A 24,340-nucleotide genomic window follows, 5' to 3' on the forward strand; every position below is an offset into this window, starting at 1 on the left:
GGGGCCCATGCCTTTGCAATCTCGCTCTTGGCTTCTGATGGGGTGGACGGCCCCCTACGGCATCAGTTGTGCCAGAATGAGGTTGTCACACACCCATTCACAGGAGCCGTCCGTGAGCCAGATTATCCGCATTGGGATGGATACGTCGAAGTATATTTTCCAGCTCCATGGCGTCGATGCGTCGGAGCAAGTCGTACTGCGCAAGCGGCTTAGTCGCAAAGCGATGCTGGAGTTTTTTGCGAAGCTGCCGCCGACGGTGTCGCGATCGAGGCTTGCGGGGCGGCTCACCACTTGGCACGGGAGCTCGGCAGGCTGGGACACACGGTCAAGCTGATTGCGCCGCAACTGGTGAAGCCCTACGTGCCGCGCAACAAGAACGACGGACGCGATGCGGAGGGGCTTTGCGAGGCGTCAAGCCGGCCGCGGATGCGGTATGTGCCTGTAAAGAACGGCGGAGCAGCAGGCCGCATTGATGCTGCTTGGCGTCCGCGAGCAATTGGTCGGGCGTCGCACGCAACTCTCCAACACGATCCGGGGTCATGCGGCGGAGTTCGGTCTGACCGCGGCCCAAGGGCTGGACAAGCTTGCTGCCTTCCTGGCCGCGATCGAGCGGGACGAACGTGTGCCCGTGCTGGGCCGCGAGCTTTTTGTGATGCTTGCTCGGTAATACGACCAGGTGCAGACCGAGATGAAGGCGATCGAGGCCAAGTTGCTGGCCTGGCACCGTGCCGACGCCACAAGCCGGCGCTTGGCGCAGGTCCCTGGGATCGGGCCAGTTACGGCGGCCGCGCTGGTGATGAAGGCGCCTGATCCGCACGCCTTCCGTTCGGGACGATTGTTCGCAGCCTGGCTCGGCCTGACGCCCAAAGACCATTCCACCGCTGGAAAGACCAGGCTCGGCAAGATAACCCGAGCCGGCGACGAGAGATTACGTCAACTTCTAGTGGTCGGGGCGACCGCGGTAGTCAAGCAAGCGACGGGGAAGCACCGTCGTGGATCGCGCTGGCTGCTCGACCTGCTCCAGCGCAAAACGCCGAAGCAGGCAGCCGTGGCGCTGGCCAACAAGACTGCACGCATCGCCTGGAAGCTGATGACGACGGGAGAGGATTATGACAGCGCGCGGTTCGATGCCAAAAGCGAGGCCGAAGTGGCCGCCGCCGCGTAGGTGAGAGATTCGGCCGACCGGCGGGTTCGCCCACCGGCCGAACCGGAGCTGCAAGAGCAGAGGAGATGGTGCGATCGATCGTTCCGAGATGCGAGCAAATCCGTGGGACCCAGTGACCGAACAAGGTCGCCTTTCTGATTGGAACTCGCGTCGCGAAAACCATCTTGGCCCGCGATTCAACACGCCGCATCAACAGGCCGGACATATGGATGCAAGCGATCCGATCAAACCTCACAAAGCTCTTGTGCCACGGGGGCCGTCCACATATGAGCGGCACTGCGTGCCGCACCGCGTCCGGGACCCGAAACCCTCAACTGATCGTCGCGCCGCCGTCGATCACCATGGTCTGGCCGGTCATGAAGTCGCCGGCCTTGGAGCCCAGGAACACGGCCGCGCCAGCGATCTCGTCGGGAATCCCGATGCGGAGCAGCGGCGAGCGCGAGGTCGAGGCCTTCAGGTTCTCCGGATTGTCCCACAGCGCTTTCGCAAAGTCGGTCTTGATCAGGCCAGGCGCGATGCAGTTCACGCGGATATTGTGCTTGCCGTATTCGCAGGCGAGGTTGCGCGCGAGCTGCATGTCGGCGGCCTTGGAGATGGCATAGGCGCCGAGGATGGTCGAGCCCTTGAGGCCGCCGATCGAGGAGACGATGATGATGGAGCCGTCCTTGCGCTCGATCATCTGCGGCACCACCATCGAGATCAGCCAGTTGTTGGCGACGATGTTGTTGTCGAGGATCTTCCTGAACTGATCGTCTGAGATGCCGGCGAGCGGACCGTAATACGGGTTCGAGGCGGCGTTGCAGACCAGCACGTCGATCTTGCCGAAGGCGCGGTTGCTCTCGTCGACGAGGTTTTGCAGATTCTCCTTTGACGAGATGTTTGCGGCGACCGCGACGGCGGTGCCCTTGCCGAACCTGTCGTTGATGCCCTTGGCGACCTGCTCGCAGACGTCGGCCTTGCGCGAGGAGATCACGACCTTGGCGCCGTGCTCGGCCATGCGCTCGGCGATCGCAAGCCCGATGCCGCGCGTCGATCCCGTGATGACTGCGACTTTCCCCTTCATGTCGAACAAGGTCATGTGTCTCTCCCTGAGTACGATTTGATTGGCCCGAAACTCATGTCGCTCGCGAGCGACAGCCGCTTCAGGCGAACTTCTTGACTTCCGGCCCCGCCGGCTGGTGCATCGCTGCGTGCGCAGCATCCGCAATCCACGGCTGCTGGTTCACCATCGGCAGCCGCCAGACGGTGCGCTCGGGACTCGCAAAATAGTCCAGCCGCGTCACCGAGCAATTGTCGATGTCGAACGACAGCCCGCGCTCCGGCTGGCCGTCGAGCGCGAGACCCAGCGCCGCCTTGATCGTGCCGCCATGCGCGACCGCGATGATGTCCTGCCCTGCCGCCTCAGCGTTGATCCGCTCGATGGTGCGGCGTGTGCGGTTGTAGAGATCCATGAAGCTTTCGCCGCCGGGCGCGGGCTCGTTGACGTCGGCGAACCAGCTGGTGCCGACGGGGCGGCTCGCGATGAACTGGGCCCGGTTCATGCCCTGCCAGCGGCCGAGATTCTGCTCCGCGAGGTCCGCTTCCCACTTCATCGACGCAGGCCTTGGAAAGCCGGCCGCCCAAATCGCCTCGGCGGTCTGGTGGGTGCGCATCAGGTTGCTCGAATACCAGGCCGCCGTGCGTGGCAGCACCTTGGCAACAGCATTGAACACATAGGTATCGCTGGTGTCGCAGGCGATGTCGGACTGTCCGTAGATGTTGCCGCCGTCATTGCGCACTGGCGCGTGACGGACCCACCACCATCGCGTGACGACCACATTTGGCTTGTCTGCACCTGCCATCGAAACCCTTCCATCCCGTTTGATGTCGCTGTACGTCAGTAGCGAACCTGTCTCAAGACACTTTACCGTTTGAAATCTTGTTTGAAATTCCGCCGCGCGGCAAGCGCCACGCGGGACACCACAAGGGAGAAACGCATGGGCCGCCTGCAAGGCAAATCCGTCATCATCACCGGCGCCGGCAGCGGCATCGGCCGCGCCGCCGCGCTGCTGTTCACCAGGGAAGGCGCCAAGCTGATCGCGGTCGATCGCACCGAGGCGGTGAAGGAGACCGTCGACGAGATCAAGAAAGCCGGCGGCGTCGCGGAAGCCATGATCGCGGACGCGGGCTCGGAGATGGACGTCATCGCCGTGATCGACAAGGCGGTGACGACCCACGGCCGGCTCGACGTGATCTGGGCCAATGCCGGCATTTCCGGCGGACTCGTTCCGCTCGCCGAGCAGACCGTGGAACACTGGCAGGAGATCTTGCGCATCAATCTGATCGGGCCGTTCCTCGCGGTGAAGCATGCGATGCCGCATATGGTGAAGCAGCAGTCCGGCGCGATCGTGCTGACCGCATCCGTCGCCGGCCTCAAGGCCGGCGCCAGCGGGCATCCTTATGCGGCGAGCAAGGCGGGCGTGATCAGCCTGGTGCAGACCACGGCCTATTCGCTCACCGGCACCGGCGTGCGCATCAATGCGGTGTGCCCGGGCCTGATCGAGACCGGCATGACCAAGCCGATCTTCGACCGCGCCAAGGAGCGTGGCACCCAGGACAAGATCGGCCAGCTCAACCCGCTCAAGCGCCCGGGCCAGCCGCACGAGCTCGCAGCGATGGGCATGTTCCTGGCCAGCGACGAGGCCTCGTATGTCAACGGCCAGGCGTTCCCGGTCGACGGCGGCCTGACGGCATCGATGCCGTACACGGGCAAGCCGGTGTAGTGAGGACGTCCCGCGTGTCCCGGACGCGCTGCAGCGTCCTTACGCTGCAGCGCAGAGCCGGGACCCAGGGGCCGCGGCACTTGCTTCGACATGGGCCCCGGCTCTGCAGCGCATCGTCGAAGGGACGCTGCGCTGCGTCCGGGGCACGAGAGCGGAGTGTTCGCGCGCAACTGCATCAACGCCGTCATTGCGAGCGCAGCGAAGCATCCAGAGTCTCTCCGCGGAAAGAGTCTGGATTGCTTCGTCGCTTCGCTCCTCGCAATGACGGAGTGTGGGGCGGTGGGCATCGCTCTTTCGATTCGCATCTCACCCGTAGACACGTCTTCTCGTTCTCGCGGCTCATCTCGCCCGAGCTTTGCTTGGTTGTCCCACCCTCATGAAAGAGGGCGCAGGGAAGGCCGGGAGCCGGTTGGCTCCCATGGACCGCCATGCCAAGAGCAGACTGCGTGTGCTTCATGCATAGCGGAGAACAGGGCAACCGGAGACATCCCGGCCTTCCCTGCGCAGTGGTTTGACGGCTTATGTCGTGCTCTCCCCGGGGAGCGTTGCCCTATTGCCCCGTCGCCTTGCGGCTGATCGATGCGCGTGCCCGGTCGGGCCGCCACATCACCGCAACACTTGACGCCAGACCCCGGGCGTCAGGACCACATGATTTTGCCGTACGCCGATCGCACCGGTCGTGTGCGCGAGAGGTTTCGCTCACGGCTCTCCGCCCTGCAAAACTCTTCGCGCCGATGCCATCGGCGTCCACCGCCGCCCGGCCCGCGTTCGTGACGATCGCGATACGCCCCTCTTTCCTGGGCCGGGTTGCGGCGACACATACGCCCTTTCCGAATTTCGGTAAAGAAGAATGTTTTTGGCGAGATGTCTTGACCGATGGTTTGGGTGTTTTGCCCGCCGGGCAACGCAAGGTCTGGGAGCTCCTCCCTCGTCATTCCGGGGCGCGACGAAGGCGCGAACCCGGAATCCATGTCGCCGCACGTGATGCGGCCCGATGGATTCCGGGCTCGATGCTGCGCATCGCCCCGGAATGACGGCCGAGATGGTGATTTGCCCCACCGGCCCCCACGTTGGTATGGTTCCTGCAGGCAACCTCAGCCTCCATCCCCTGACAGAACGAGACAATGCCGAGCTCAAGACCCGACCGTATTCGAAAACTCCTCGCCGACCTCGTGTCGTTCGACACCGTCAGCGACCGCACCAACCTGCCCCTGATCGCCCATATCGAGAGCTACCTCGCAGCGTTCGGCATCACGGGCGAGCGCATCGTGGACGCGACCGGGCAAAAGGCCTCGCTGTGGGTCACGATCGGCCCCGAGGACCGTCCCGGCTTCGTGCTGTCGGGCCATACCGACGTCGTGCCCGTCGTGGGCCAGGACTGGAGCCATGATCCGTTCAAGCTGGTCGAGCGCGACGGCAGGCTCTACGGTCGCGGCACCACCGACATGAAGGGCTTTGTCGCGGTGTGCCTCGCCATGGTGCCGGAGATGGTGGAGGCCAGGCTTGCAACGCCGATTCATCTGGCGATCTCCTATGACGAGGAGATCGGCTGCGTCGGCGTGCGGCCGATGCTCGGCGAGGTCGCGAAGAAGAAGATCAAACCGCTCGGCGCCTTCATCGGCGAGCCGACCGAGATGAAGGTGATCATCGGCCACAAGGGCAAGCACGGTGTGCGCGCGACCTTTCACGGGCTCGCCCGCCATTCCTCGATCGCCCCCGACGGCGTCAACGCGATCGAATATGCGGCCGAGCTGATCGTCGAGATCCGCCGCCGCGCCGAGAAGCTTGCGGCCATGCGTGCGATGGACAGCCTCTACGACGTTCCGCACTCGACTCTGCTCACCAGCATCGTCCACGGCGGCGCCGCGCTGAACATCGTGCCGGACACTTGCTCGGTCGATTTCGAATGCCGCGGCATCGGCATCACCGAGTCGCGCGAGGTGACGGATGCGATCGTCGCCTGGGCCAAGGCCGAGCTCGAGCCGGCGATGAAGGCACGGCATCCGGATTGCGGCATCGGTTTCGAGGAGATCCTCGACTATCCCGCGCTCGACACCGCCGCCGACGCTGCGATCGTCACGCTGGCCAAGAGCCTTGCCGGACGCAACGACCACGCCAAGGTCGCCTTCGGCACCGAAGCCAGCCTGTTCGCGAGCATGGCCGATATCGCCTCGGTGGTAATCGGCCCGGGATCGATCGCGCAGGCGCATACGCCGGACGAGTTCGTGGAGATGGCCGAGCTGGAGAAATGCGCAGGCTTCGTGGAGAGGCTGATCGCGCATTGTGCGAAGGCCGCGGCGTAGGTGCCGTAGTTTCGCTGTGATTGCGGACAGTTGGTGGGCACGGCGCTACGCGCCTTTGCCCACCCTACGAGAGTTGTGCCTCGCCCTCACCTCATCATCGGTGTCATGCCCCGGCTTGTCCGGGGCATCCAGTACGCCGCGGCTTCTCGGTTCAAGCACTGGCGTCTCTGGAATACTGGATTGCCCGCCTTCGCGGGCAATGACAGTGCCGTAGGTGGGCAAAGCGGAAGCGTGCCCACCGTTGTCGCTGTGATCACGGAGAGCTGGTGGGCACGGCGCTACGCGCCTTTGCCCACCCTACGGAAGCGTAGCGCGCGGCGCCTCAGCGCTCCTGCAACGCCAGCCTGACGCCGACGGCGCAGTAGATGGTCCCGACCACCTTGCCCTGCCATTTCACGACGGCCGGATGGCGGCGCAGGAGATTGCCGAGACGGCCGGCGCCGACGGCAAATACAACGGTGCTAAGTAAGCCGAGCAGCACGAAGACGACGCCGAGTATCGCTAGTTGAATGGTGACCGAACCGTGCTCCGGCCGGACGAACTGCGGCAGGAAGGCAAGAAAGAACAGCGCCGTCTTGGGATTGAGCACCTCGGTCATCACGGCCTGCCGGAATGCGCGCCCTGCAGTGATCGCCGGCGTGCCGCCATCAAGGCCGATCGGCGCCTTGTCGATCATGGCGCGAATGCCGAGGTAGATCAGGAAGCCCGCGCCCGCATATTTGACGATGCTGAACAGCAGCGCCGAAGTCGCGATGATCGCTGACAGGCCGACGATCGCCATGCCAGTGTGGATCGCATCACCCGCAGCAATGCCAGCGCCCGTGGCAATGCCGACCCTCGTTCCAGAGCTTGCAGCCCGCGCCATCGTGAGCAGCGTCGCGGGGCCAGGAATGAAGACGAAGCCGAGAACGATCAGAATGTAGGCAATGAGGGTGGCGTGGTCGATCATGCGCGCGGTTCCGAGGTGAATTCCTGTGACAGGCTGAGTGACTGCGAATAGTCCACGGGGACAAGCAGGCGGTCCTCGATCTGGCCGACCATCAGTCCATGCTCCGCGTGGGTCACACGCTTGATTTCGCTCCACTCGGCATCGGCCATAAAGGCTGCCCAAGCAGACTTTTTCGCCGCCTCGTTCGGCCACTCCAGCAGATAGGCAAACTCGGTCCGGTCGCCGAATTTGGTCTCCCACATCGCGACGATCCGGAAGCCGTATTTGGCTCGCATGATGCGCGCGGCTTGGTCGCGAAAGTGGGCGTGAAAGGCTTCGAAGATTTCGTAGATGCGCAGTTGCCGGATCATAACCGTCTCCTTGCGGAGGAGATATGGTTAGCCGTGCACGCAGGGCAAGGAAGATGTCATGCCCCGGCACGACCGTATGAGAGCTTTTCCCTGCGGCCATCCTTCGAGACGCCCGCCTTTGGCGGGCCCTCAGGATGAGGACGGAGTGCGCGGCAGCAGTTTCAGCGGGCACCGATGCCACTTAGCCTCATCCTGAGGAGACCGCGAAGCGGTCGTCTCGAAGGACGAGGCGCGCGCTCAGCTCGCGTGTGATGCCATATGCGATTGCCCCGGCTTGTCCGGGGCATCCAGTACGCCGCGGCTTCTCGGTTCAAGCACTGGCGTCTCTGGAATACTGGATTGCCCGCCTTCGCGGGCAATGACAGACAATGTGCGGGAATGACGAACTCCCGAAAGCGAAAGGCGCGGCCACCAGCCGCGCCTTCGTTGGTCTTACACCGCGCCCGCCTTCTGCGCGTATTCCCATGACGCCTTCGACAGCGGCACGGTGCGCTTGGCTGATTCCAGCGCCTTGGCGTTGGCGGCGGTGCCGTCGCGGACGCGGCCGGCGATGCCCTGGGTGATGCCGGCGAGACGGAACAGGTTGTAGGCGAAGTACCAGTTGAGATCGGGCACCGTCATCTTGGTGACGTTGCAATAGATCTGCGCGGCCTCTTCCACGCTCGGGATGTTGAGCGCCTTGAGGTCGGCGCCGTCGAGGCCCGGCATGATCCACTGCATCAGCAGATAGGTGAAGTCGGCCATGGGATCGCCGAGCGTCGACAGCTCCCAGTCCAGCACGGCTTGCACGCGCGGTTCCGTCGCGTGGAAAATCATGTTGTCGAGGCGATAATCGCCGTGGACGATCGAGACGCGCGCCTGCTCGGGCACGGTCTTCGGCAGCCATTCGGCGACCTTCTCGAACTCGGCAATGTGCTGCGTCTCGGAGGCGCGATATTGCTTGGTCCAGCGGTCGATCTGGCGCGCAAAGTAGTTGCCGGGCTTGCCGAAGTCGCCGAGGCCGATCGCGGTGGGATCGAACATGTGGAGTTTCGCCAGCGTCTCGATCTTGCTGGTGAAGATCTTGCGACGGTCTTCCGGCGTCTGACTTGGCAGCGTCGGATCCCAGAACACACGGCCCTCCTCCATCGACATGATGTAGAAGGCGGCGCCGATGACGCCGTCGTCCTGGCACAGCGCATAGGCGCGCGCGACCGGAAAGCCCTGCTTGCCGAGCGCTGCGATCACCCGGTATTCGCGATCGACCGCGTGCGCCGAGGGCAGCAATTTGCCGAACGGCTTGCGGCGCATCACGTAGGAACGGTTCGGCGTGTTGAGGCGATAGGTCGGATTGGACTGGCCGCCCCTGAACTGCAGCACGACCAGCGGCCCCTCGAAGCCTTCGACGTGCTCGCGCATCCAGGCTTCCAGCCGCAGCTCGTCGAAACGATGCCGCTCCTCGACCGGCTTGGTGCCCGAAAATTCTTCGTCTTTCCTGACGCCGTCAGCCACGATGACGCTCCCTCTTTTTCTTGTCGGTCATTCCGGGGCAGTCCGAAGGACCAGACCCGGAATCTCGAGATTCTCAGGTGCGCAATTGCGCACCCTAGTTCTCGCTTCGCGAGCCCCGGAACGACGGTGGGGAGAGCGCGGTCAGCGCTCTCCGCCGTGCTTAGTGACTCGGAGAATTTGCATACTTCCGAACCTCGAGCCTGGCAATGGCGCGATTGTGCACCTCGTCCGGGCCGTCGGCGAGACGGAGCGTGCGGATGTGGGCGTAGTCCTTGGCAAGACCCGCCTCGTCCGAGACACCGGCGCCGCCGAATGCCTGGATCGCCTCGTCGATGATCTTCAGCGCCATGTTGGGCGCTGCGACCTTGATCATGGCGATCTCGGCCTGCGCGGTCTTGTTGCCGACCTTGTCCATCATGTCGGCGGCCTTGAGGCACAGCAGCCGTGTCATCTCGATGTTGGTGCGGGCTTCGCCGATGCGCTGCTCCCACACGGAGTGCTCGACGATCTTCTTGCCGAACGCGGTGCGCGAGGACAGCCGCTTCACCATCTTCTCCAGCGCCTCCTCGGCCTTGCCGATGGTGCGCATGCAATGATGGATACGGCCGGGGCCGAGCCGGCCCTGCGCGATCTCGAAGCCGCGGCCTTCCCCTAACAGGATGTTCTCCTTCGGCACCCGCACGTTCTCCAGCAGCACCTGGGCGTGGCCGTGCGGCGCGTCGTCGAAGCCGAACACCGGCAGCATCTTCTCGACCTTGATGCCGGGGGTGTCGAGCGGAACCAGGATCTGCGACTGCTGCTGATGCTTGGCCGCCTTGAAATCGGTCTTGCCCATCAGGATCGCGATCTTGCAGCGGGGATCGCCGACGCCGGACGACCACCATTTGCGGCCGTTGATGACGTAGTGGTCACCGTCGCGCTCGATGCGGGTTTCGATGTTGGTGGCATCGGACGAGGCGACCGCCGGTTCCGTCATCAGGAAGGCCGAGCGGATCTCGCCGTCCATCAGCGGGCGCAGCCATTTGCGCTTCTGCTCCTTGGTGCCGTAGCGGATGAACACTTCCATGTTGCCGGTGTCGGGCGCGGAACAGTTGAACACCTCCGAGGCCCAGCTGATGCGGCCCATCTCCTCCGACAGCAGCGCGTATTCAAGATTGGTCAGTCCCGCGCCGCGGAATTCGTCGTCCTCATGCTCGGACGGCGGCATGAACATGTTCCAGAGACCTTCGGCCTTCGCCTTCTTCTTGAGGTCCTCCAGGATCGGGATCACCTTCCAGCGCTCGCCGCTGTGATCCTGCTGCTCGTAGATCGGCACCGCCGGGCGCACGTGCTTGGCCATGAAGGACCGCACGCGGTCGAGCCATTCCTTCTGCTTGGGGGACAGATCGAAATCCATGGGACGCTCCTCGTCTCTCTTTTTGCGAACTGTGCTTCGCGGGGCTGTTTTGCGCCGGACTGTCCACCCGTTGCGTGCGGCCCGCAAGCGCGGGCTTGCGGACGCTTCGGAACACCCATCGCATTGCGAACGAGTCCCGATTGCGGATTGACATCTCTGGCCTTCAAACGATAGTTTCATACAACTGTTTGAATTGCAACTCCCTCGACTGCTTTGCAGCCCCATGCGTCATTCCGGGGCGACGCGAAGCGTCGAACCCGGAATCCCGAAATTGTGGCGCGAGATTCCGGGTTCGCGACTGCGCCGCGCCCCGGAATGACGAGGTGTCCCGATCATGGCCAGCGATCATACGAGGTCCGCCATCCTGACCGCCGCCGAACGGCTCTATGCCGATCGCGGCTTTAGCGACGTGACGCTGCGCGACATCGTCGCGGAGGCGGGCGTCAACCTGGCGGCGGTGAACTATCATTTCGGCTCCAAGGACGAGCTGATCGCGGAATTGTTCGTCACCCGCTCGATCGCGACCAACCGCGAGCGCCTGCGCGAACTGAAGGCGGCGGAAGAGCAAGGCGGCGGCCGCGCGCCGATCGAGGTGATCCTGCGCGCGCTGGTCGGGCCGACCTTGCGCGGCTGCCTCGGGCCCGAGAACCAGCGCTCGACCGCGGCGCGCTTCATGATCCGCGCCTCGATCGAATCCGTGCCGCCGATCCGCCGCATCAAGAACCGCGAGATCGACCATTTGCGGAAATTCGCCGGCGCCATGCGCCGCGCCCTGCCCGAGCGCAGCGACGTCGATATCTACTGGGGCCTCAACTTCGCGCTCGCGATGGCGCATCACACCATCCGCGAGAGCGAGCGGCTGACCAAACTGTCGGAAGGCAAATGCGATCTCGACGACGTCGAGGACGTGGTCGCGCGCGTGGTCAGCGTGGCGACGATGGCGCTGACGGCGGGAAAGGCGGAAACGAAGGCGCCGCCGCGGGTGGCGGCGCGGTAACCCATGAGCTCGGTAGAGCACGCGCCTCGTCCTTCGAGACGACCGCTTTGCGGTCTCCTCAGGATGAGGCTGAACCCGCAATTTTGCTCGCGGAACCTATCGCCGCGTACTCCAGCCTCATCCTGAGGAGCCCGCCCCAGCGGGCGTCTCGAAGGATGGCCGCAGCGACCATGGGGACTTTCAGCGCCTCACATCATCGCGATGCAGTCGATCTCGACGTCGAAGGGGCCGAACCATTCCGGGGTGCAGACGAAGATGCGCGCCGGCGGATCCTGCGGGAAATAGCGGGCGTAGACCGCGTTGAACGCGGCGAAGTGTCTGGTCGAGGTGCAGTAGACGTTGCACTTCATGACGTTGTCGAGCGAGGCGCCGGCCGCTTCCAGGCACAGCTTCATCTGCTCCATGACGCGCTCGCTCTGCCGCTCGATCGGGGCGGAGGCGATCTCGCCGGTCTCCGGGTCGAACGGCGGCAGGCCCGAGACGAAGATCATGTTGCCGGCGCGCGTCACCGGCGAGGTCGGCGCTTTCACGCGATCGAGAAAGGTCGAGATCGGCTCGACACGGAGCGCTTGGCGTTTCATGGGCGTCACTTTCGGTTCAAGCGAGAACGTGAGCCTGACTACATCATTCTGCAGCCGGCATGCTTCGCTTCTGACCGAAGTGTGACTGTAACGGCGGGTTACGCCCGCTGCGGCATCTCCTCGGCCTCTTCCTTGGCGAGCAGCAGCAGCATCTCGATGCCCATTTCGCCCTCCTGCGGCGAGCGGATGAACTTTATTTCGTCGGCACTCTGCCGCAGCGCGGCAATGATGGCGACGGCCTGATTGGCGGTGGCCGCCTCCGTCGCCAGAATGGACTTCTGGTTCCTGGCCTGAAACCCGATCGTGTAGGACATGCAATTCCCTCCCGGACCCAAGTGGAGAGATCGAACCAGAGTCCCGCGCAAAGCGGAAGCCTGTGCGACTACGGACCGCACTTATCTGGGGATTGCCCGCAAGCCTCAGGCCAGCCCGCGCATCGCCCGCGCGTTCGCGGTCTTCTTCCCTTCTCCCCTTGTGGGAGAAGGTGGCGCGAAGCGCCGGATGAGGGGTATCTCTCCGCTCGCGAAATTATTCGGGAGGATAGATACCCCTCACCCGTCTCGCCGCGTTGCGGCGAGCCACCCTCTCCCACAGGGGGAGAGGGCAAGCGCCGCTTCAGTGGGGCTAGATGATCCCCTGCTGCTTCAGCTGCTCGATCTTCGCCGCATCATAGCCGAGCTTGCCGCCAAGTACCTCCTCGGTGTGCTCGCCGAGCAGCGGCGGGGCGCGGTATTCGGTGATGGGGGTGCCCGAGAGGGTCAGCGCGTTGCGGATCAGCGACAGCTCGGGCTCGAACTTGTGCTGCGTCTTCACCCGCATGCCGCGCGACTGCACGTGCGGATCGGAAAACACCTGCTCGAAATTGTTGATCGGACCCGAGGGCACGCCGGCCTCCTCCAGCTTCTCCAGCCAATAGGCCACCGGCTGCTTCAGGAACAGGCCGGCGAAGATCGCCATGATCTCCTTGCCGTGCACGACACGGTCGTTGTTCCTGAGGAAGCGCGGATCGTTCGCCAGCTCCGGCTCGCCGAGCACGGCGCAGGTGCGCTGGAACTGGCCGTCATTGCCGACCACCAGCATCAATTCGCCGTCGGTGCAGCGGAACACGCCGGCCGGCATGCCGCCATTGCCCCAGGTGCCGCGGCGCGGCGGCGTCTTGCCGTTGACGAGGTAGATCTGCAGCCAGTGCGACAGCGACGCGATCACGGTGTCGAACAGGCAGACGTCGATGTGCTGTCCTTGCCCGTCATTGGCATCGCGGTGGTAGAGCGCCGAGAGAATGCCGATCGAGGTGTTCATGCCGGTCATGTAGTCGACGATGGACGGACCGACCTTCATCGGGCCCTCGCCCGGCTCGCCATCCATGTGCCCGGTGACGCTCATCAGGCCGCCCATCGCCTGCAGGATGGCGTCATAGCCGGCGCGCGGCGCATAGGGCCCGGTCTGGCCGAAGCCGGTCACCGAGCAATAGATGATGCCGGGATTGATCGCCTTGATGGTCTCGTAGTCGAGGCCGTAGCGCTTGAGATCGCCGACCTTGTAGTTCTCCATGAAGACGTCGACGTCCTTGGCCAGCTCGCGGATGATCGCCTGCCCCTCCGGCTTGGCGATGTTGACGGTGACCGACTTCTTGTTGCGGTTGGCGCAGAGGTAGAAGGAATTGTTGTTGTTGGCCCTGCCCTCGGGGTCGGTCAAATAAGGCGGCCCGAACGCGCGCGCGTCGTCGCCGGTGCCCGGCCGCTCGATCTTGATGACCTCCGCGCCGAGATCGCCCAGCATCTGGGCCGACAGGGGCCCGGCGAGCACGCGGGTGAGGTCAAGGATCTTGATGCCTGAGAGCGGCAAGGCCGACATGTCGATTTCCTCCGGGGAACTGATTTTGGCGCGGCGGCTCGACGCGGCCTGCGCCCCTGCCGATACCACCATTTTGGCGCGCTGAGCACTGCACTGGCGGCATGCGGCTATCTCCTGCCGGGCACAGAGGCCATTACCATCAGCACTTTCCGCGCCGCGAATATTGGCTCAGGTCACGGCCGCCAGTGCCCGCGGCCGCCGCCGGCCGAGCAGGACCAGGATCAGCACGGTGGCGCAGGAGAACACCAGCGTGAGACCGAGCGCGCCGCGGCTGCCGAACTGCGTGAGCAGGCCGACGAGGAGCGGCGGCGAGATCGCGGAGGCGAGATTGAGCGGCAGCGCGATCATCGACATCGCCTTGGCGAACTCGGCCTGGTCGTAGAACACGAGCGGGATGGTGGCCCGCGCCACCGCCATCGCGCCGCTGCCGGCGCCGTAGAGCAGGATGAAGACCGCGACCGCCCAGGTCGCGCCCTCGCTCAGCATCAACAGCAGCATGGCCACGGGCAGCGCCGTGCCGGCGACGAGCCCTGTCGTGATCCCGTCCCACCGCCCGCCGCCGAGCAGATCCAGCCCGCGGGCGCTGACCTGGATCACGCCCAGCATCGAGCCGAAGGCCAGTGCCTGCGCCGGCGCCAGCCCCTCCGCCCTCAAGAGCTCGATCAGGATGGCGCCGATGCCGAAATTGACGAAGGCGTTCAGCGTGATCGCGGCGACGACGAGGCCGAAAGTGCTCCTCGGAATTGCGGGCGACGGCCGTGGCTTGACCGGCTCGCCAGCATCATCCGCCACGATCTTCCGGCGTGGCGCGACGAACGCGTAAAGCGGCAGGCTGACGAGGAGCAGCATCGCGGCATAGACGAGGCACGTCCCCCGCCAGCCGAGATGACCGCTCAGGAACGAGGTGGTCGGCCAGAAGATGCTGCTGGACAGGCCCGTCACCAGCATCAAGGCCCCGATCGCGTTCTTGGCCTGCCGGCCGGCGATCTCGTTCAGCATGATATAGGCGCCAGTCGACAGCGTGGCGCTGCCGGCGACGCCGAGGACGATCCAGGCGGCGAAATACAGCATCGGCTCGCGCGCGAAGGACAGCAGCAGAAAGCCCGGCGCGGTGACGATCGTGCCGACCATCATGACCGTCCGTGCGCCATGACGCGCAAAGGAAGGGGCGAGCCACGGCGCGCACAGGCCCATCGAGACGTAGAGAACGGATGTCCCGGCGAATACCGCCGGCAGGCTCATGCCGAGATCGGCGGCGAGATCGCGTCCGACGATAGCGGGAAGCCCGATCGTGCCCCATCCGATCAGTTGCGTGATGGCGAGCACCAGCAGGACCCCGATCAGCCTGCCGTCTGATTTCAAGAAGCGCATTCCAAACGTCGCCTGGCTGCCGGGCGCGGATCGCGCCGGCAGCCTCTCTTACCTGCCGGTTGAGGTCACGGGAATGTCGGTTCCGAATGGCACCGCGGCGCTAGCCGCAGAGCAGACCGCATCACGCGGTGTGGCCGGGATCGACCTGCTATCCTGGCCGGATCTGGCGCACCGGGCACGCCGCGAGGACCCAGCTGGTCGCGCTGGATGTCGTCCTCGGAGCGGGATGGCTCGACGCCGTTGGGCTCGCGGGGCTTGGTCATCGCGGTCTCCCTCTGCCAATGCTACTCCGCGGTCCGGCTCTAGACGCCAAGTGCGTTGTCGCCGGCTTCGCGGCCGGGCACGCTGACATGGACTTCATGCCCCTCACGAAGCGCGAGGGACGCTGCGGCGACCGCCGATTCGAATGCAGCTTCCTTGGTGGCGTATTTGCTCCTGACGTTGCCGTCGTGCAGCACACCCCATTCGTCCTGCACCGGTACGATGGCATATTGAGCAAGGCCCATTGTCCACTCCTGAGTTTCAGAAACCGTTCGCCCGATAACGCGCCGGCGGGCTTAACGTTGCGTCAGCTACGGATGCGCGGCCGTGACGCGCACGTCGTCCTGCACGGTCGGCCTCGAGTGACTTTCGGTCCTGCCCGACCGGCCAACTCGTACTCAATGCGATGGTTCCTAGTGGATCCGGGTCGCTCCGCTCTAACCCGCGCGGATTGCGCTCATCGCGGCGGCGTATCAGCGGTCTCGATGACCGTGACCGCCGAACCGGCGCGTCAGGCCCAGCCTTTGGCGGACGTCGTCATCCTCGATCGCCTGATCCAGGCGCCGGTCACCGCCGGCCTTCTTGCCGGCCTCGAAATCCTCAGCGATCGTCTCGAGCGCCCGAAACGCGTCCCCGGCGCTCGGTGCCGTCTCGATGTGAGCGATCGATTGACCGTTGACGGCGAGATCGGCCTCGCCCCAGGGGGTGGCGTCGATCTCCAGGCGGTCGCCGCCAACATTTGCGGTGAAGTGCTGCATGGTGGATTTTGAGGTCGGCAGCGTGAGATCCGGCGTCCAATGGATCGGCTTGTCGGTCATGTCGCATTCTTTCCAAGATACGACCGACAGATAGGCCACCTGATCCGCGCCGAATTGATCTGGATCAGGCTCGACTCTGGATCCGACCGATCGGCCCCTCCGTGTCCCGCGACCGAGCATGCCGCCGCAGGTTCAGTTCAGGCGACGGCTGAACTGAGGTTTTGGCATGAACGGACCACAGCTGCGTCGGTGGCCACGATCCGCACCTGCACGTCCCGGGGTTTCGCCAGATAGGGCGACGACGTGACCAGGACATCGGCGCCGGCCTCGGCATAGGCCGCAGCATTTGCCGCATTGATCCCACCAGCCGCGGCAATGATCGGACGGGCACGCGTGTAAGCCATGGCAGCGATGCGCTTGACCAGGGCAGCGACATCGGCCGGCGAGAACTTCTCGGCCTGAATCACGTCGAAGCCGGCGACTGCCGCGGCAAGGGCAGCATAGGCGGTCTTGACTTCGATCACGAGTTTCTTCTCCGGTGCCGCCCGCCGCAACCGTTCGACCGCCTGAAACAGCGGCAGCTCGCCGAGAAAGGCGCGGTGCTCGGGAAACACCAGCACGGTCTCGGACAGGCCGAGCCGATGCATGGCGGCACCACCCGCCTTGACGGCCGCCACTGCAAATCGCTTGGTGCCCGGCACGTTCTTGCGCGTGCAGGCAACCGCAATTTGCGGGGCGACCGCCCTCGCCGCGTCGACGATGGCGCGAGTCTCGCTGGCGACACCGGACCAGATCTCGATCAAGGTCTGTGCGACCTTCCAGCTCCGCAGCAGGCCGGCGGCCGGACCGCGCGCCTCGAGGATCGGCGCGCCCTGTTCCAGTGCCGCGCCGGACGCGGCGAACAGCTCGACCTCGCAGCCGGCGAGCGCGATGATCGCGGCGGCATCCTCGACGAGCGCCAACACCATCGGCGAGCGCGCAGCAAACCGCATGACGCCGTCGGTCGTGCCGATCCCGAGCGCCTCGGTGGTGAGGTCGCCATAAGGCACATCGTCTTCCAGCAGACGCTCGAGCTCGGCGCGCGATGCAACGATTGCCATGGCGTGCTTCCTTTCACTGGTGTCGGCTTGCCGACGACTTTGTCGCAAACCCGACACGGACCGCCGGCCCCGCCGCCGCAAGCAGCGGGAACGCCCATCTTTTGACGCTCATTCCTGCAAGGCGCACACCAGAATTCCCGGATCCATCCGGCACGCCAATTGCTGAGCTCTCGCTGGCCGGCGCCTCGCAGCAATCGGGCTCGCGCGGAGGCGTTGCCGTCCGCTGGAGTTCATCATGAAGCTGTTTCGCACGATCGCCGTCGCCGCAGGGCTGCTGCTCGCATTCGCCGAGGCGCAGGCCGCACAGACCAACGTCGCCGTGGCCGCCAACTTCACCGATGCCGCCAAGGAGATTGCCGCCCTCTTCAAGCAGAAGACCGGTCACGAGTCGCGCTCAACTTGTCAGCATCGCTGCAAAAAGATTCCGTCGCGCTTGCACGCTTTGTCATCCGTCTCGCGGAAATTGCCGCCGGAACGGGGGTCACGCGCGAAAGCGGGTTCGCCGCATTGATCCAGCGCAAATCGACAAAATTTCTTTGGCGATCGACGCCTGCCGCTTGATCACACGTGCTGACCTCCGTTGATCGGTACTTCCGCACCTGTGACGTAGCTGGCCGCATCCGAGCACAGGAAGAAGATCACCTTGGCGACCTCGTCGGGCGTGCCGACACGATGCAACGGGATGATCGGCGCCAGCTGCGCTTCGGTCTCCGGCGACAGGATGTCCGTCTTGATTTCCCCGGGAGCGATCGCATTCACGCGAATTCCAAACTGTGCGTAGTCGTGCGCCATCTCGCGGGTCAGACACGCAAGTGCCGCCTTCGACGTCGCATAGGCGCTGCCGGCAAATGGGTGAACCCGGGAACCTACGATCGACGTGACGTTGACGATCGAGCCGGACGCCAGCTTCAATTCCTCGACCAAGCCCTGGGCGAACAGGATCGGCGCGAGCAGGTTGACGTGGAAGACGCTCATCCAGGTTTCGACCGGCGTCGTCAGCGAGTTCAACCGGCTGCCGTCGGCGGCCTTGGGCGAGATGCCGGCATTGTTGATCAGCGCATGCAGCGGCTGGCCGTCGAGCCGCTCCTTGATTTCCGCGACCGCGCGCGGCAACGCGCGACGGTCGCTCAACTCGACCTGGACGTGGCTATCCGTTCCCGAATCCCACGGGCATCGATCACCATCGAACGGCTGCCGCGAGCAGGTGATGATCCGCCAGCCGGCTTCGGAGAACAGCTTTCCCGTGGCGTGACCGATACCCCGCGACGCACCGGTCAACACGAGCGTTTTCCGCGCGCCGTGCTGTGCGCGCGACTTGTCGCCGTGAAACGGGCACAGGGCAACATCGGGGGCCGACGCGTCGCCCGGCGCGCCGTCGCGGTCCAGCAGATCGAGCGTCACGCAAAGCTCCTCACCGCGCCCCGGCGGGCGCCACACGATGACAACAGGAGCAACTTTGCAGGATTTGGGCCACGCTTTGCCGGCCAATCATTATGGTTTTTGGGGCGCGGTGTCCGCTTCGCGACACGTTGAAAGATTTGCAACAGGGGAGCGTTGAGTTTCGGACCAAGCAACGCCGTCCCGGTGCGCTCCTTCTTCGTGAACGTTGATCGGCAGTTGAGAGCTGTTTTTCAATCGTTCCAAATGGCCCGGCTCTTGCTCTTCCCGTATCGACGTTCATTCGCGCCCTGTCTTGCTGCACTTTTCCTGCAAAAGTGGTTTCAAATGCCCCAGCCGAACGACCAACGACTCTTTGCTGTTATCCTCGGCACCAACGAGATCGCATCCGCGGTCGGCCTCCGACTCGTGCGCGCCGGCTATTGCGTGGTGCTGTCGCATGATCCGGATCCGCCGGTGATCCGCCGCAAGATGGCCTTCCACGACGCCCTCTTCACCGACACCGCGCGTCTCGAGGACATCGTTGCCGAACGCGCGGACGACGGCATGCAGGTCTACCAGGCCCTGCGCCGGCCGGCGCGAATCCTGGTCAGCTGGCTCGGCCTGCTCGACCTTCTTCCCGTCCGCCAAATCGACCTCCTCATCGATGCGCGTCTTCAGAAGCGTCGGATCACGCCCGACCTCAGACGGCTGGCCCGGCTGACTATTGGTCTCGGCCCCGGGTTCTCATCGAACTTCAATTGCGACCTCGCGGTGGAGACGCGCCCCGGAAGGATCGGACTCGTCGCTGAACAGCGCTGGACAGACCCGGCCGACGGCGTTGCGAGCACCCTGGGCGATGTCGGCGCGGAGCGCTTTGTCTATTCGCGGTGCGCGGGGCGCTGGCACACACCGATCGAGATCGGCGCCCGCGTCTACAAGGATCTCGTGCTCGGCCACCTCTCCGGCGTACCGGTGCTCGCACCCCGCGACGGCATCTTGCGCGGCATCGCCCGCGATGGCAGCGAGGCTCCGGCCGGCGTCAAGCTGCTCGAGATCGACCCGCGCGGCCGCGACGCCCAATGGACCGGAACGGACCACCGCGGCCGTGCTATCGCCGACGCCACCATCGCCGCCGTCAGGCTCCACGCCGCGCGACGCATCACACAACGGAATCCGGCATGATCGTCTGTTCCTGCAACATCATCAGCGATCACGACATCAGGGGCGCGCTCGTTTCGACCGACGACGAGCTGTGCTCGGCCGCACAGGTCTACGACTGCCTGGGTTGCACGGTCAGGTGCGGACGATGCTCGCATTCGGTGAAGCGAATTCTGGAGGAGCGGCCAGCTCAAGCGTCAATGGTCATCGACCAAAGCGATGGCGCACGAGCTGCATCACGGCGACGAGGCCAAGCATGACGCGCAGATCGAGCGCGCCAAGCAGCGCAAGCAGGCAGCCAGAAAGCGGAAGCTTGTCGGAATGGATTCAGCCGCCTCGTCGGAACGGAAACTGGCAAGTCCAATAAGTCATTGAAAACACTGGAGCGGGTGAAGGGAATCGAACCCTCGTATTCAGCTTGGAAGGCTGCTGCTCTACCATTGAGCTACACCCGCGCTACGGGCTCCCTAACACGGCCGGGCGGCGGTCTCAACTGCTCAGGACGCCGCTTTCCGGTATGTCCTCAGCCGTGCGAATCGCCCTGGTTCCTTCCGGACCCGCCGGCCCTTAACAGCGCCGGCAATGCCCCCTATATTGAGGTCTTCCGAAACCAACGAAAGGAGGTGATCCAGTGTCTCTTACCAAGCGCTGTCACCTCGCTGGGGTCGCCCGCTAAGCTTTGAGTGAAGGCTTGGCATCGGGGCGCTCTCAGCCCTGGACCAGCGAGCACGAAATCGGGCGCGACGGGGCTTCCCCGCCGCGCCTTTTTCGTCGCCCGCGCGGCTCAGGCCGGCGGCTTGCCGGCAAGCACCTCGCGAATCTTCTCCGACAGCTCCGACTTCCGGTAGGGCTTTCGGAGCAACGCCACGCCGGGATCCAGATGCCCTTCGTGGACGATCGCGTTGTCGGTGTAGCCGGAGGTGAAGAGCACTCTCAGGCCGGGCCGGCGCAGCCGGACGGCGTCGGCCAATTCCCGCCCGTTCATGCCGCCGGGCATGATGATGTCCGTGAACAGCAGATCGAATTTGGCGCCTTGGTCGACCAGCGCCAGCGCCGATGCGCCGTCGCTGGCCACAAGCGTGCGATAGCCGAGGCTGCCGAGCTGGGCAATGACGTAACCCTGCACCAGCGGATCGTCCTCGACCACGAGGATCGTCTCCTGGCCGCGTGCCCTGACAAGCGGCTGAACCGGTGTCGCCCTGGCCGGCGCCTCGCCCTTCGACCGCGGCAGGAATACCCGCATCACCGTGCCGACCCCCTCCTCGCTCTCGATGGCGACGGTGCCGCCGGTCTGCTTGGCAAAGCCGTAGACCATGCTGAGCCCAAGTCCGGTGCCGCGACCGACGCCCTTGGTGGTGAAGAACGGCTCGAACACGCGCGCGCGGATGTCGGCCGGAATGCCGTGGCCGGTGTCGCTGACTGCGACCATCACGAAGGCGCCGCGCACGACCTCGCCGTCGCCGCTCGTGTCGTCGAGTTCGCGGTTTGCGGTCTCGAGGAGGAGCTTGCCGCCACCCGGCATCGCGTCACGTGCATTGACGGCGAGGTTGACGATCGCGGAAGAGAGCTGCGACGGATCCGCCATCGCGGACCAGGCGTCGTCGGCGAGCTTGGTTTCGATCTCGATATGCTCGCCGAGGATCGGCTTGAGCAGCTTCGCGGTCTCGACCACAAGGGCATTGACGTCGATCTCGCGCGGCTCCAGCGGCTGACGGCGCGCGAAGGTGAGCAGCTGCGAGGTGATCTCGGCACCGCGCGCGGCCGCATCGTCGATCAGCTGCGCGATCGCAGCGAACTCGGGTTTGTCTGCCAGACCTTCCTGGATGATCTCGATGGTGCCGGTGATGACCGTGAGCACGTTGTTGAAATCGTGCGCGACGCCGCCGGTGAGCTGGCCGATCGCGTCCATCTTCTGGGCTTGACGCAGCCGCTCCTCGGTCTCGTGCTGCGCGGTGAGGTCGGTCGCGGACCCCCGGTAGCCCATGAAGCGTCCGTCGGCGGCGAAGATCGGCTGGCCGTTGACGCTGAAATGATGCATCCGCCCGGCGGCGTCGCGGCCACGATATTCGAACTTGCGGAACGGCTCGTGGCGGTCCAGCGTCGCCATGTGCGCACGCCATTTCTCGGGCTCGGCATCGCGGCCGAACGCGGCATCAGTGCGGCGCTTGCCGATCAGCGCCGCGCTGTCCATGCCGAACGCACCAGCACGGTCGGATATGTAGGTGAACCGATGGTCCGGTCCGGTCTCCCAGAACCAGTCGGACGCGGTCTCGGCATAGTCGCGGAAACGCTGTTCGCTCGCCCGTGCATCCTCTTCGGCGCGCCGGCGGATGGTCAGATCGCGCGCGAGACTTTCATTGGCTTCGCGCAGCTCGCCATAGGCCCGCTCGAGGTTCGCACACATGGCGTTGAAGGCGCCGACCACCTTGTCCAGCTCGTCGGCATGGTGGGGCGGCCGGCGCTCCAGGCGCAAAGGCGGCGGCGGCCGCGCCAGGCTGTATTTGCTGACGAACTCGGCGATCGTGACCAGATGCCGCGTCACCAGCAGATGGAACATGTAGATAATGAACAGAGAAACCAGGAATGTCTTCGCTGCCTGGCTCACCAGGATGACCAGCGCCCGATTGAACAGATGCTGATAGACGTCGGTCAGCGTCGCCTCGACGTGGAGCACGCCGATCTCACGTGCGGTGCCCTGCACGCTGTAGGTCAAGGGATAGTCGCGCGTCACCACCGAGCGGGCGCTGGGCTCGCCGACCGCAAGACGGATCGGATTGGGGCGATCGGCGATCTCGCGCACCTCGGCGGCCCGGATGTCGGGCAGCCGCAGGATGCCGTCGAGCTGAAGCCTGAGCTGGTTCTGGTCGAGATTCCACAGGCTCTCGCCGAGGCTGCCGGTCGTGCTGCGGCCGATCTCGTCGAGACGCGTCTCGATCAGCCCGACCTCCCGATCGTAATCGAGATAGAGCTGAAGCGCGGTCAGCATCAGCGTCACGGCGGAGGAGAACAGCAGCACCGCGACGAGCAGCCGCGGCCCGATGCCGCTGCGCGACCAGTTGAAGAGCCGTGACAGCAGCGGTGCGAATATCGGAGGCGCGAGCGCGGTGCCGACGCCGGTCAGGCCCGGCTTCGCAGCTGCCGGCGCGATGGCGTGGCTGCGCTTGGGATCCTCGTCAGCTGCGTTGGCCATGCACCACGTCCTCGGAAATGGCGTCTCCCTGCTCCGGTCCACCGGTTGCAGTCTCGAGCGGTCCAAGAGTTGAGACGCCTGCCTCGTCACCCGATGCGCGCAATCACCCTGTCGGCATTTGGGCGGATCGAGGTCGGCGGGTCACGCCTTGCGCCGAGCAGCAGGATTACGGCGCAAACTACCACTCCGCGTGTTAGAATGACACCAGTGAAAGTCCGGAGTCGCGGGCACGGCGGGCGGTAACAGATGCCGGCGCCGAGGTATCCATTTCTGGTAGATCGCGCAGGCACCGGAATTCAGTGGTAGCAACGCACGATCAAGGAGACGCCTTATGTGGCGGCCAGTCGTCGTCTGCCTGTCGCTGCTAGCAGCCGATCCGTCGCAGGCGCAGGACTTGATCCGGCTGGCGCGCATTGCCGACATCCCCGATCAATATGTCGGCGGCGAGATGCTGCGGGCTGTCTATGCCAAGCTCAACATCAGGCTGGAGTTCGAGGACCTCCCCGGCAAGCGCGCGCTCGCGCTGTCGAGCGCCGGCGCGGTCGACGGCGAGATCCAGCGGATCGGAACCCTCTCGCGCGACTACCCGACGCTGATCCAGGTCACGCCGGCGATCAACTACATCGAGCCCGCAGTGTTCGCGACCAAGCTCCGGTTCGTCGTCGCCGGCTGGGATTCGATCAGGGACTACAGCATCGGTATCGTCCGCGGCGTCGGCTCCTCGGAGGCCGGCACGCGCGACATGGCCCGCGTCACGGCGGCCGCCAGCCTGGACAACATGGTCAGGATGCTCGACGCCGACCGCTTCGACGTGATGGTCACCGACCTCTTCAGTGGACTTGTCGCGGTGAGGAAACTCAATCTGCAGGCCAGGATCTACCCGCTCTCGCCGCCGCTCGAGCGGATCCACATCTACCATTACCTGCATGAACGCCATCGCGATCTGGTGCCGAAGGTAGGCAAGGTGATCGCTCAGATGGAGGCGAGCGGCGAATTGGCGGCGCTGCGTGAGGCCTTGGTCAAACAGGTCCTGGCCACGCCATGACCGCAGATCAGCCCGCGCGAAGTCGCTCGCGAAACGCGACGGCTGCGATCAGCATGCCGACGCACCAGGCCACGACTGCGCGGTGAGGCTCCCCGCCGAGCAGCACGGTGAAGAGACTCGTCAGCAGGCAGGGCACGATGGCCTTGCCCATCCGGCTCATCAGTGCGAGCAGGAACGGCATTGCCGCGATCGATATCTGCAGGACGTCCATCGCGGACAGACCGTCTCA

The 24,340-nt window shown here is 64.9% G+C and carries 22 protein-coding genes, 1 tRNA gene and 1 pseudogene; 7 read left to right on the forward strand and 17 right to left on the reverse strand.

Annotated features, from left to right (window positions below; genetic code table 11):
- Positions 1 to 112 precede the first annotated feature (112 nt).
- Positions 113 to 1,165: pseudogene (locus AC066S_RS16435) on the forward strand (IS110 family RNA-guided transposase).
- 310 nt (positions 1,166 to 1,475) lie between these two features.
- Here AC066S_RS16435 and AC066S_RS16440 read toward each other — a convergent pair.
- Positions 1,476 to 2,243, reverse strand: coding sequence for an SDR family NAD(P)-dependent oxidoreductase (locus AC066S_RS16440; protein WP_271500755.1), 768 nt, complete (start codon positions 2,241 to 2,243; stop codon positions 1,476 to 1,478).
- Positions 2,244 to 2,307: 64 nt separating this feature from the next.
- Positions 2,308 to 3,006 carry a histidine phosphatase family protein gene (locus AC066S_RS16445; RefSeq protein ID WP_478270187.1) on the reverse strand — a complete coding sequence of 233 codons (699 nt, stop codon included), beginning with the start codon at positions 3,004 to 3,006 and terminating at the stop codon, positions 2,308 to 2,310.
- Positions 3,007 to 3,141: 135 nt separating this feature from the next.
- On the opposite strand from AC066S_RS16445, the gene AC066S_RS16450 reads away from it, so the two are divergent.
- Positions 3,142 to 3,927 (forward strand): SDR family NAD(P)-dependent oxidoreductase, encoded by a 786-nt coding sequence (locus AC066S_RS16450; protein WP_478270188.1) that lies wholly within the window; start codon positions 3,142 to 3,144, stop codon positions 3,925 to 3,927.
- A gap of 1,124 nt (positions 3,928 to 5,051) precedes the next feature.
- Positions 5,052 to 6,230: an acetylornithine deacetylase gene (argE, locus tag AC066S_RS16455; protein ID WP_478270189.1), complete on the forward strand. Its 1,179-nt coding sequence runs from the start codon at positions 5,052 to 5,054 to the stop codon at positions 6,228 to 6,230.
- A 322-nt stretch (positions 6,231 to 6,552) separates the two neighbouring features.
- Here the strand turns inward: argE and AC066S_RS16460 are convergent, their stop codons facing one another.
- The 4 genes from AC066S_RS16460 to AC066S_RS16475 form a co-directional block, all read right to left on the reverse strand.
- Positions 6,553 to 7,179: a LysE family translocator gene (locus AC066S_RS16460; RefSeq protein WP_478270190.1), complete on the reverse strand. Its 627-nt coding sequence runs from the start codon at positions 7,177 to 7,179 to the stop codon at positions 6,553 to 6,555.
- Complete coding sequence (locus AC066S_RS16465) at positions 7,176 to 7,529, reverse strand: NIPSNAP family protein (RefSeq protein ID WP_478270191.1); 354 nt, start codon at positions 7,527 to 7,529, stop codon at positions 7,176 to 7,178. The genes AC066S_RS16460 and AC066S_RS16465 overlap by 4 nt, the downstream gene beginning before the upstream one ends.
- Before the next feature lie 432 nt (positions 7,530 to 7,961).
- Positions 7,962 to 9,020: a phosphotransferase family protein gene (locus AC066S_RS16470; protein WP_126258066.1), complete on the reverse strand. Its 1,059-nt coding sequence runs from the start codon at positions 9,018 to 9,020 to the stop codon at positions 7,962 to 7,964.
- Between the two features lie 160 nt (positions 9,021 to 9,180).
- Positions 9,181 to 10,416, reverse strand: coding sequence for an acyl-CoA dehydrogenase family protein (locus tag AC066S_RS16475; RefSeq protein WP_478270192.1), 1,236 nt, complete (start codon positions 10,414 to 10,416; stop codon positions 9,181 to 9,183).
- Positions 10,417 to 10,750: 334 nt separating this feature from the next.
- On the opposite strand from AC066S_RS16475, the gene AC066S_RS16480 reads away from it, so the two are divergent.
- Positions 10,751 to 11,413, forward strand: a complete 663-nt coding sequence (locus tag AC066S_RS16480; protein ID WP_135169342.1) for a TetR/AcrR family transcriptional regulator — start codon at positions 10,751 to 10,753, stop codon at positions 11,411 to 11,413.
- A 188-nt stretch (positions 11,414 to 11,601) separates the two neighbouring features.
- Here AC066S_RS16480 and AC066S_RS16485 read toward each other — a convergent pair whose 3' ends face one another.
- The 7 genes from AC066S_RS16485 to modD all read right to left on the reverse strand — a co-directional run bounded on the left by AC066S_RS16485 (position 11,602) and on the right by modD (position 17,338).
- A complete protein-coding gene (locus AC066S_RS16485; RefSeq protein WP_167767490.1) occupies positions 11,602 to 11,994 on the reverse strand; it encodes a RidA family protein in 393 nt (130 codons plus the stop codon).
- A 98-nt stretch (positions 11,995 to 12,092) separates the two neighbouring features.
- On the reverse strand, positions 12,093 to 12,308 hold the full coding sequence (locus AC066S_RS16490; RefSeq protein WP_126258062.1) for a hypothetical protein: 216 nt from the start codon (positions 12,306 to 12,308) through the stop codon (positions 12,093 to 12,095).
- 310 nt (positions 12,309 to 12,618) lie between these two features.
- Entirely contained in the window at positions 12,619 to 13,848 is a 1,230-nt protein-coding gene (locus tag AC066S_RS16495; RefSeq protein ID WP_478270193.1) for a CaiB/BaiF CoA transferase family protein, read from the reverse strand.
- 168 nt (positions 13,849 to 14,016) lie between these two features.
- The gene (locus AC066S_RS16500; protein ID WP_478270194.1) at positions 14,017 to 15,219 is read right to left on the reverse strand and encodes an MFS transporter; all 1,203 of its coding nucleotides are present in this window, start codon (positions 15,217 to 15,219) and stop codon (positions 14,017 to 14,019) included.
- 302 nt (positions 15,220 to 15,521) lie between these two features.
- Positions 15,522 to 15,725, reverse strand: a complete 204-nt coding sequence (locus AC066S_RS16505; RefSeq protein WP_126258059.1) for a hypothetical protein — start codon at positions 15,723 to 15,725, stop codon at positions 15,522 to 15,524.
- 228 nt (positions 15,726 to 15,953) lie between these two features.
- Entirely contained in the window at positions 15,954 to 16,298 is a 345-nt protein-coding gene (locus tag AC066S_RS16510; RefSeq protein WP_478270195.1) for a hypothetical protein, read from the reverse strand.
- A gap of 137 nt (positions 16,299 to 16,435) precedes the next feature.
- A complete protein-coding gene (modD, locus tag AC066S_RS16515) occupies positions 16,436 to 17,338 on the reverse strand; it encodes a ModD protein (RefSeq protein WP_478270196.1) in 903 nt (300 codons plus the stop codon).
- A 235-nt stretch (positions 17,339 to 17,573) separates the two neighbouring features.
- On the opposite strand from modD, the gene AC066S_RS16520 reads away from it, so the two are divergent.
- Positions 17,574 to 17,849: a hypothetical protein gene (locus AC066S_RS16520; RefSeq protein ID WP_430644567.1), complete on the forward strand. Its 276-nt coding sequence runs from the start codon at positions 17,574 to 17,576 to the stop codon at positions 17,847 to 17,849.
- Positions 17,850 to 17,899: 50 nt separating this feature from the next.
- Here the strand turns inward: AC066S_RS16520 and AC066S_RS16525 are convergent, their stop codons facing one another.
- A complete protein-coding gene (locus tag AC066S_RS16525) occupies positions 17,900 to 18,727 on the reverse strand; it encodes an SDR family NAD(P)-dependent oxidoreductase (RefSeq protein WP_245481413.1) in 828 nt (275 codons plus the stop codon).
- Positions 18,728 to 19,063: 336 nt separating this feature from the next.
- Here AC066S_RS16525 and AC066S_RS16530 point away from each other — a divergent pair, with 336 nt between their 5' ends.
- Positions 19,064 to 19,900 carry a xanthine dehydrogenase gene (locus AC066S_RS16530; RefSeq protein WP_478270197.1) on the forward strand — a complete coding sequence of 279 codons (837 nt, stop codon included), beginning with the start codon at positions 19,064 to 19,066 and terminating at the stop codon, positions 19,898 to 19,900.
- Between the two features lie 357 nt (positions 19,901 to 20,257).
- Here the strand turns inward: AC066S_RS16530 and AC066S_RS16535 are convergent.
- Both AC066S_RS16535 and AC066S_RS16540 read right to left on the reverse strand, forming a co-directional pair.
- Positions 20,258 to 20,331: transfer RNA gene (locus AC066S_RS16535), tRNA-Gly, on the reverse strand.
- A gap of 329 nt (positions 20,332 to 20,660) precedes the next feature.
- A complete protein-coding gene (locus AC066S_RS16540; protein WP_478270198.1) occupies positions 20,661 to 23,066 on the reverse strand; it encodes an ATP-binding protein in 2,406 nt (801 codons plus the stop codon).
- Positions 23,067 to 23,397: 331 nt separating this feature from the next.
- Between AC066S_RS16540 and AC066S_RS16545 the strand changes: the two genes are divergently transcribed.
- Positions 23,398 to 24,111: a substrate-binding periplasmic protein gene (locus tag AC066S_RS16545; RefSeq protein ID WP_135169333.1), complete on the forward strand. Its 714-nt coding sequence runs from the start codon at positions 23,398 to 23,400 to the stop codon at positions 24,109 to 24,111.
- 7 nt (positions 24,112 to 24,118) lie between these two features.
- On the opposite strand, the gene AC066S_RS16550 is transcribed toward AC066S_RS16545, so the two are convergent.
- Positions 24,119 to 24,322, reverse strand: a complete 204-nt coding sequence (locus AC066S_RS16550) for a hypothetical protein (protein WP_126258048.1) — start codon at positions 24,320 to 24,322, stop codon at positions 24,119 to 24,121.
- Between the last annotated feature and the right edge of the window lie 18 nt (positions 24,323 to 24,340).

This window comes from Bradyrhizobium sp. CFUWI (genome assembly GCF_056429085.1).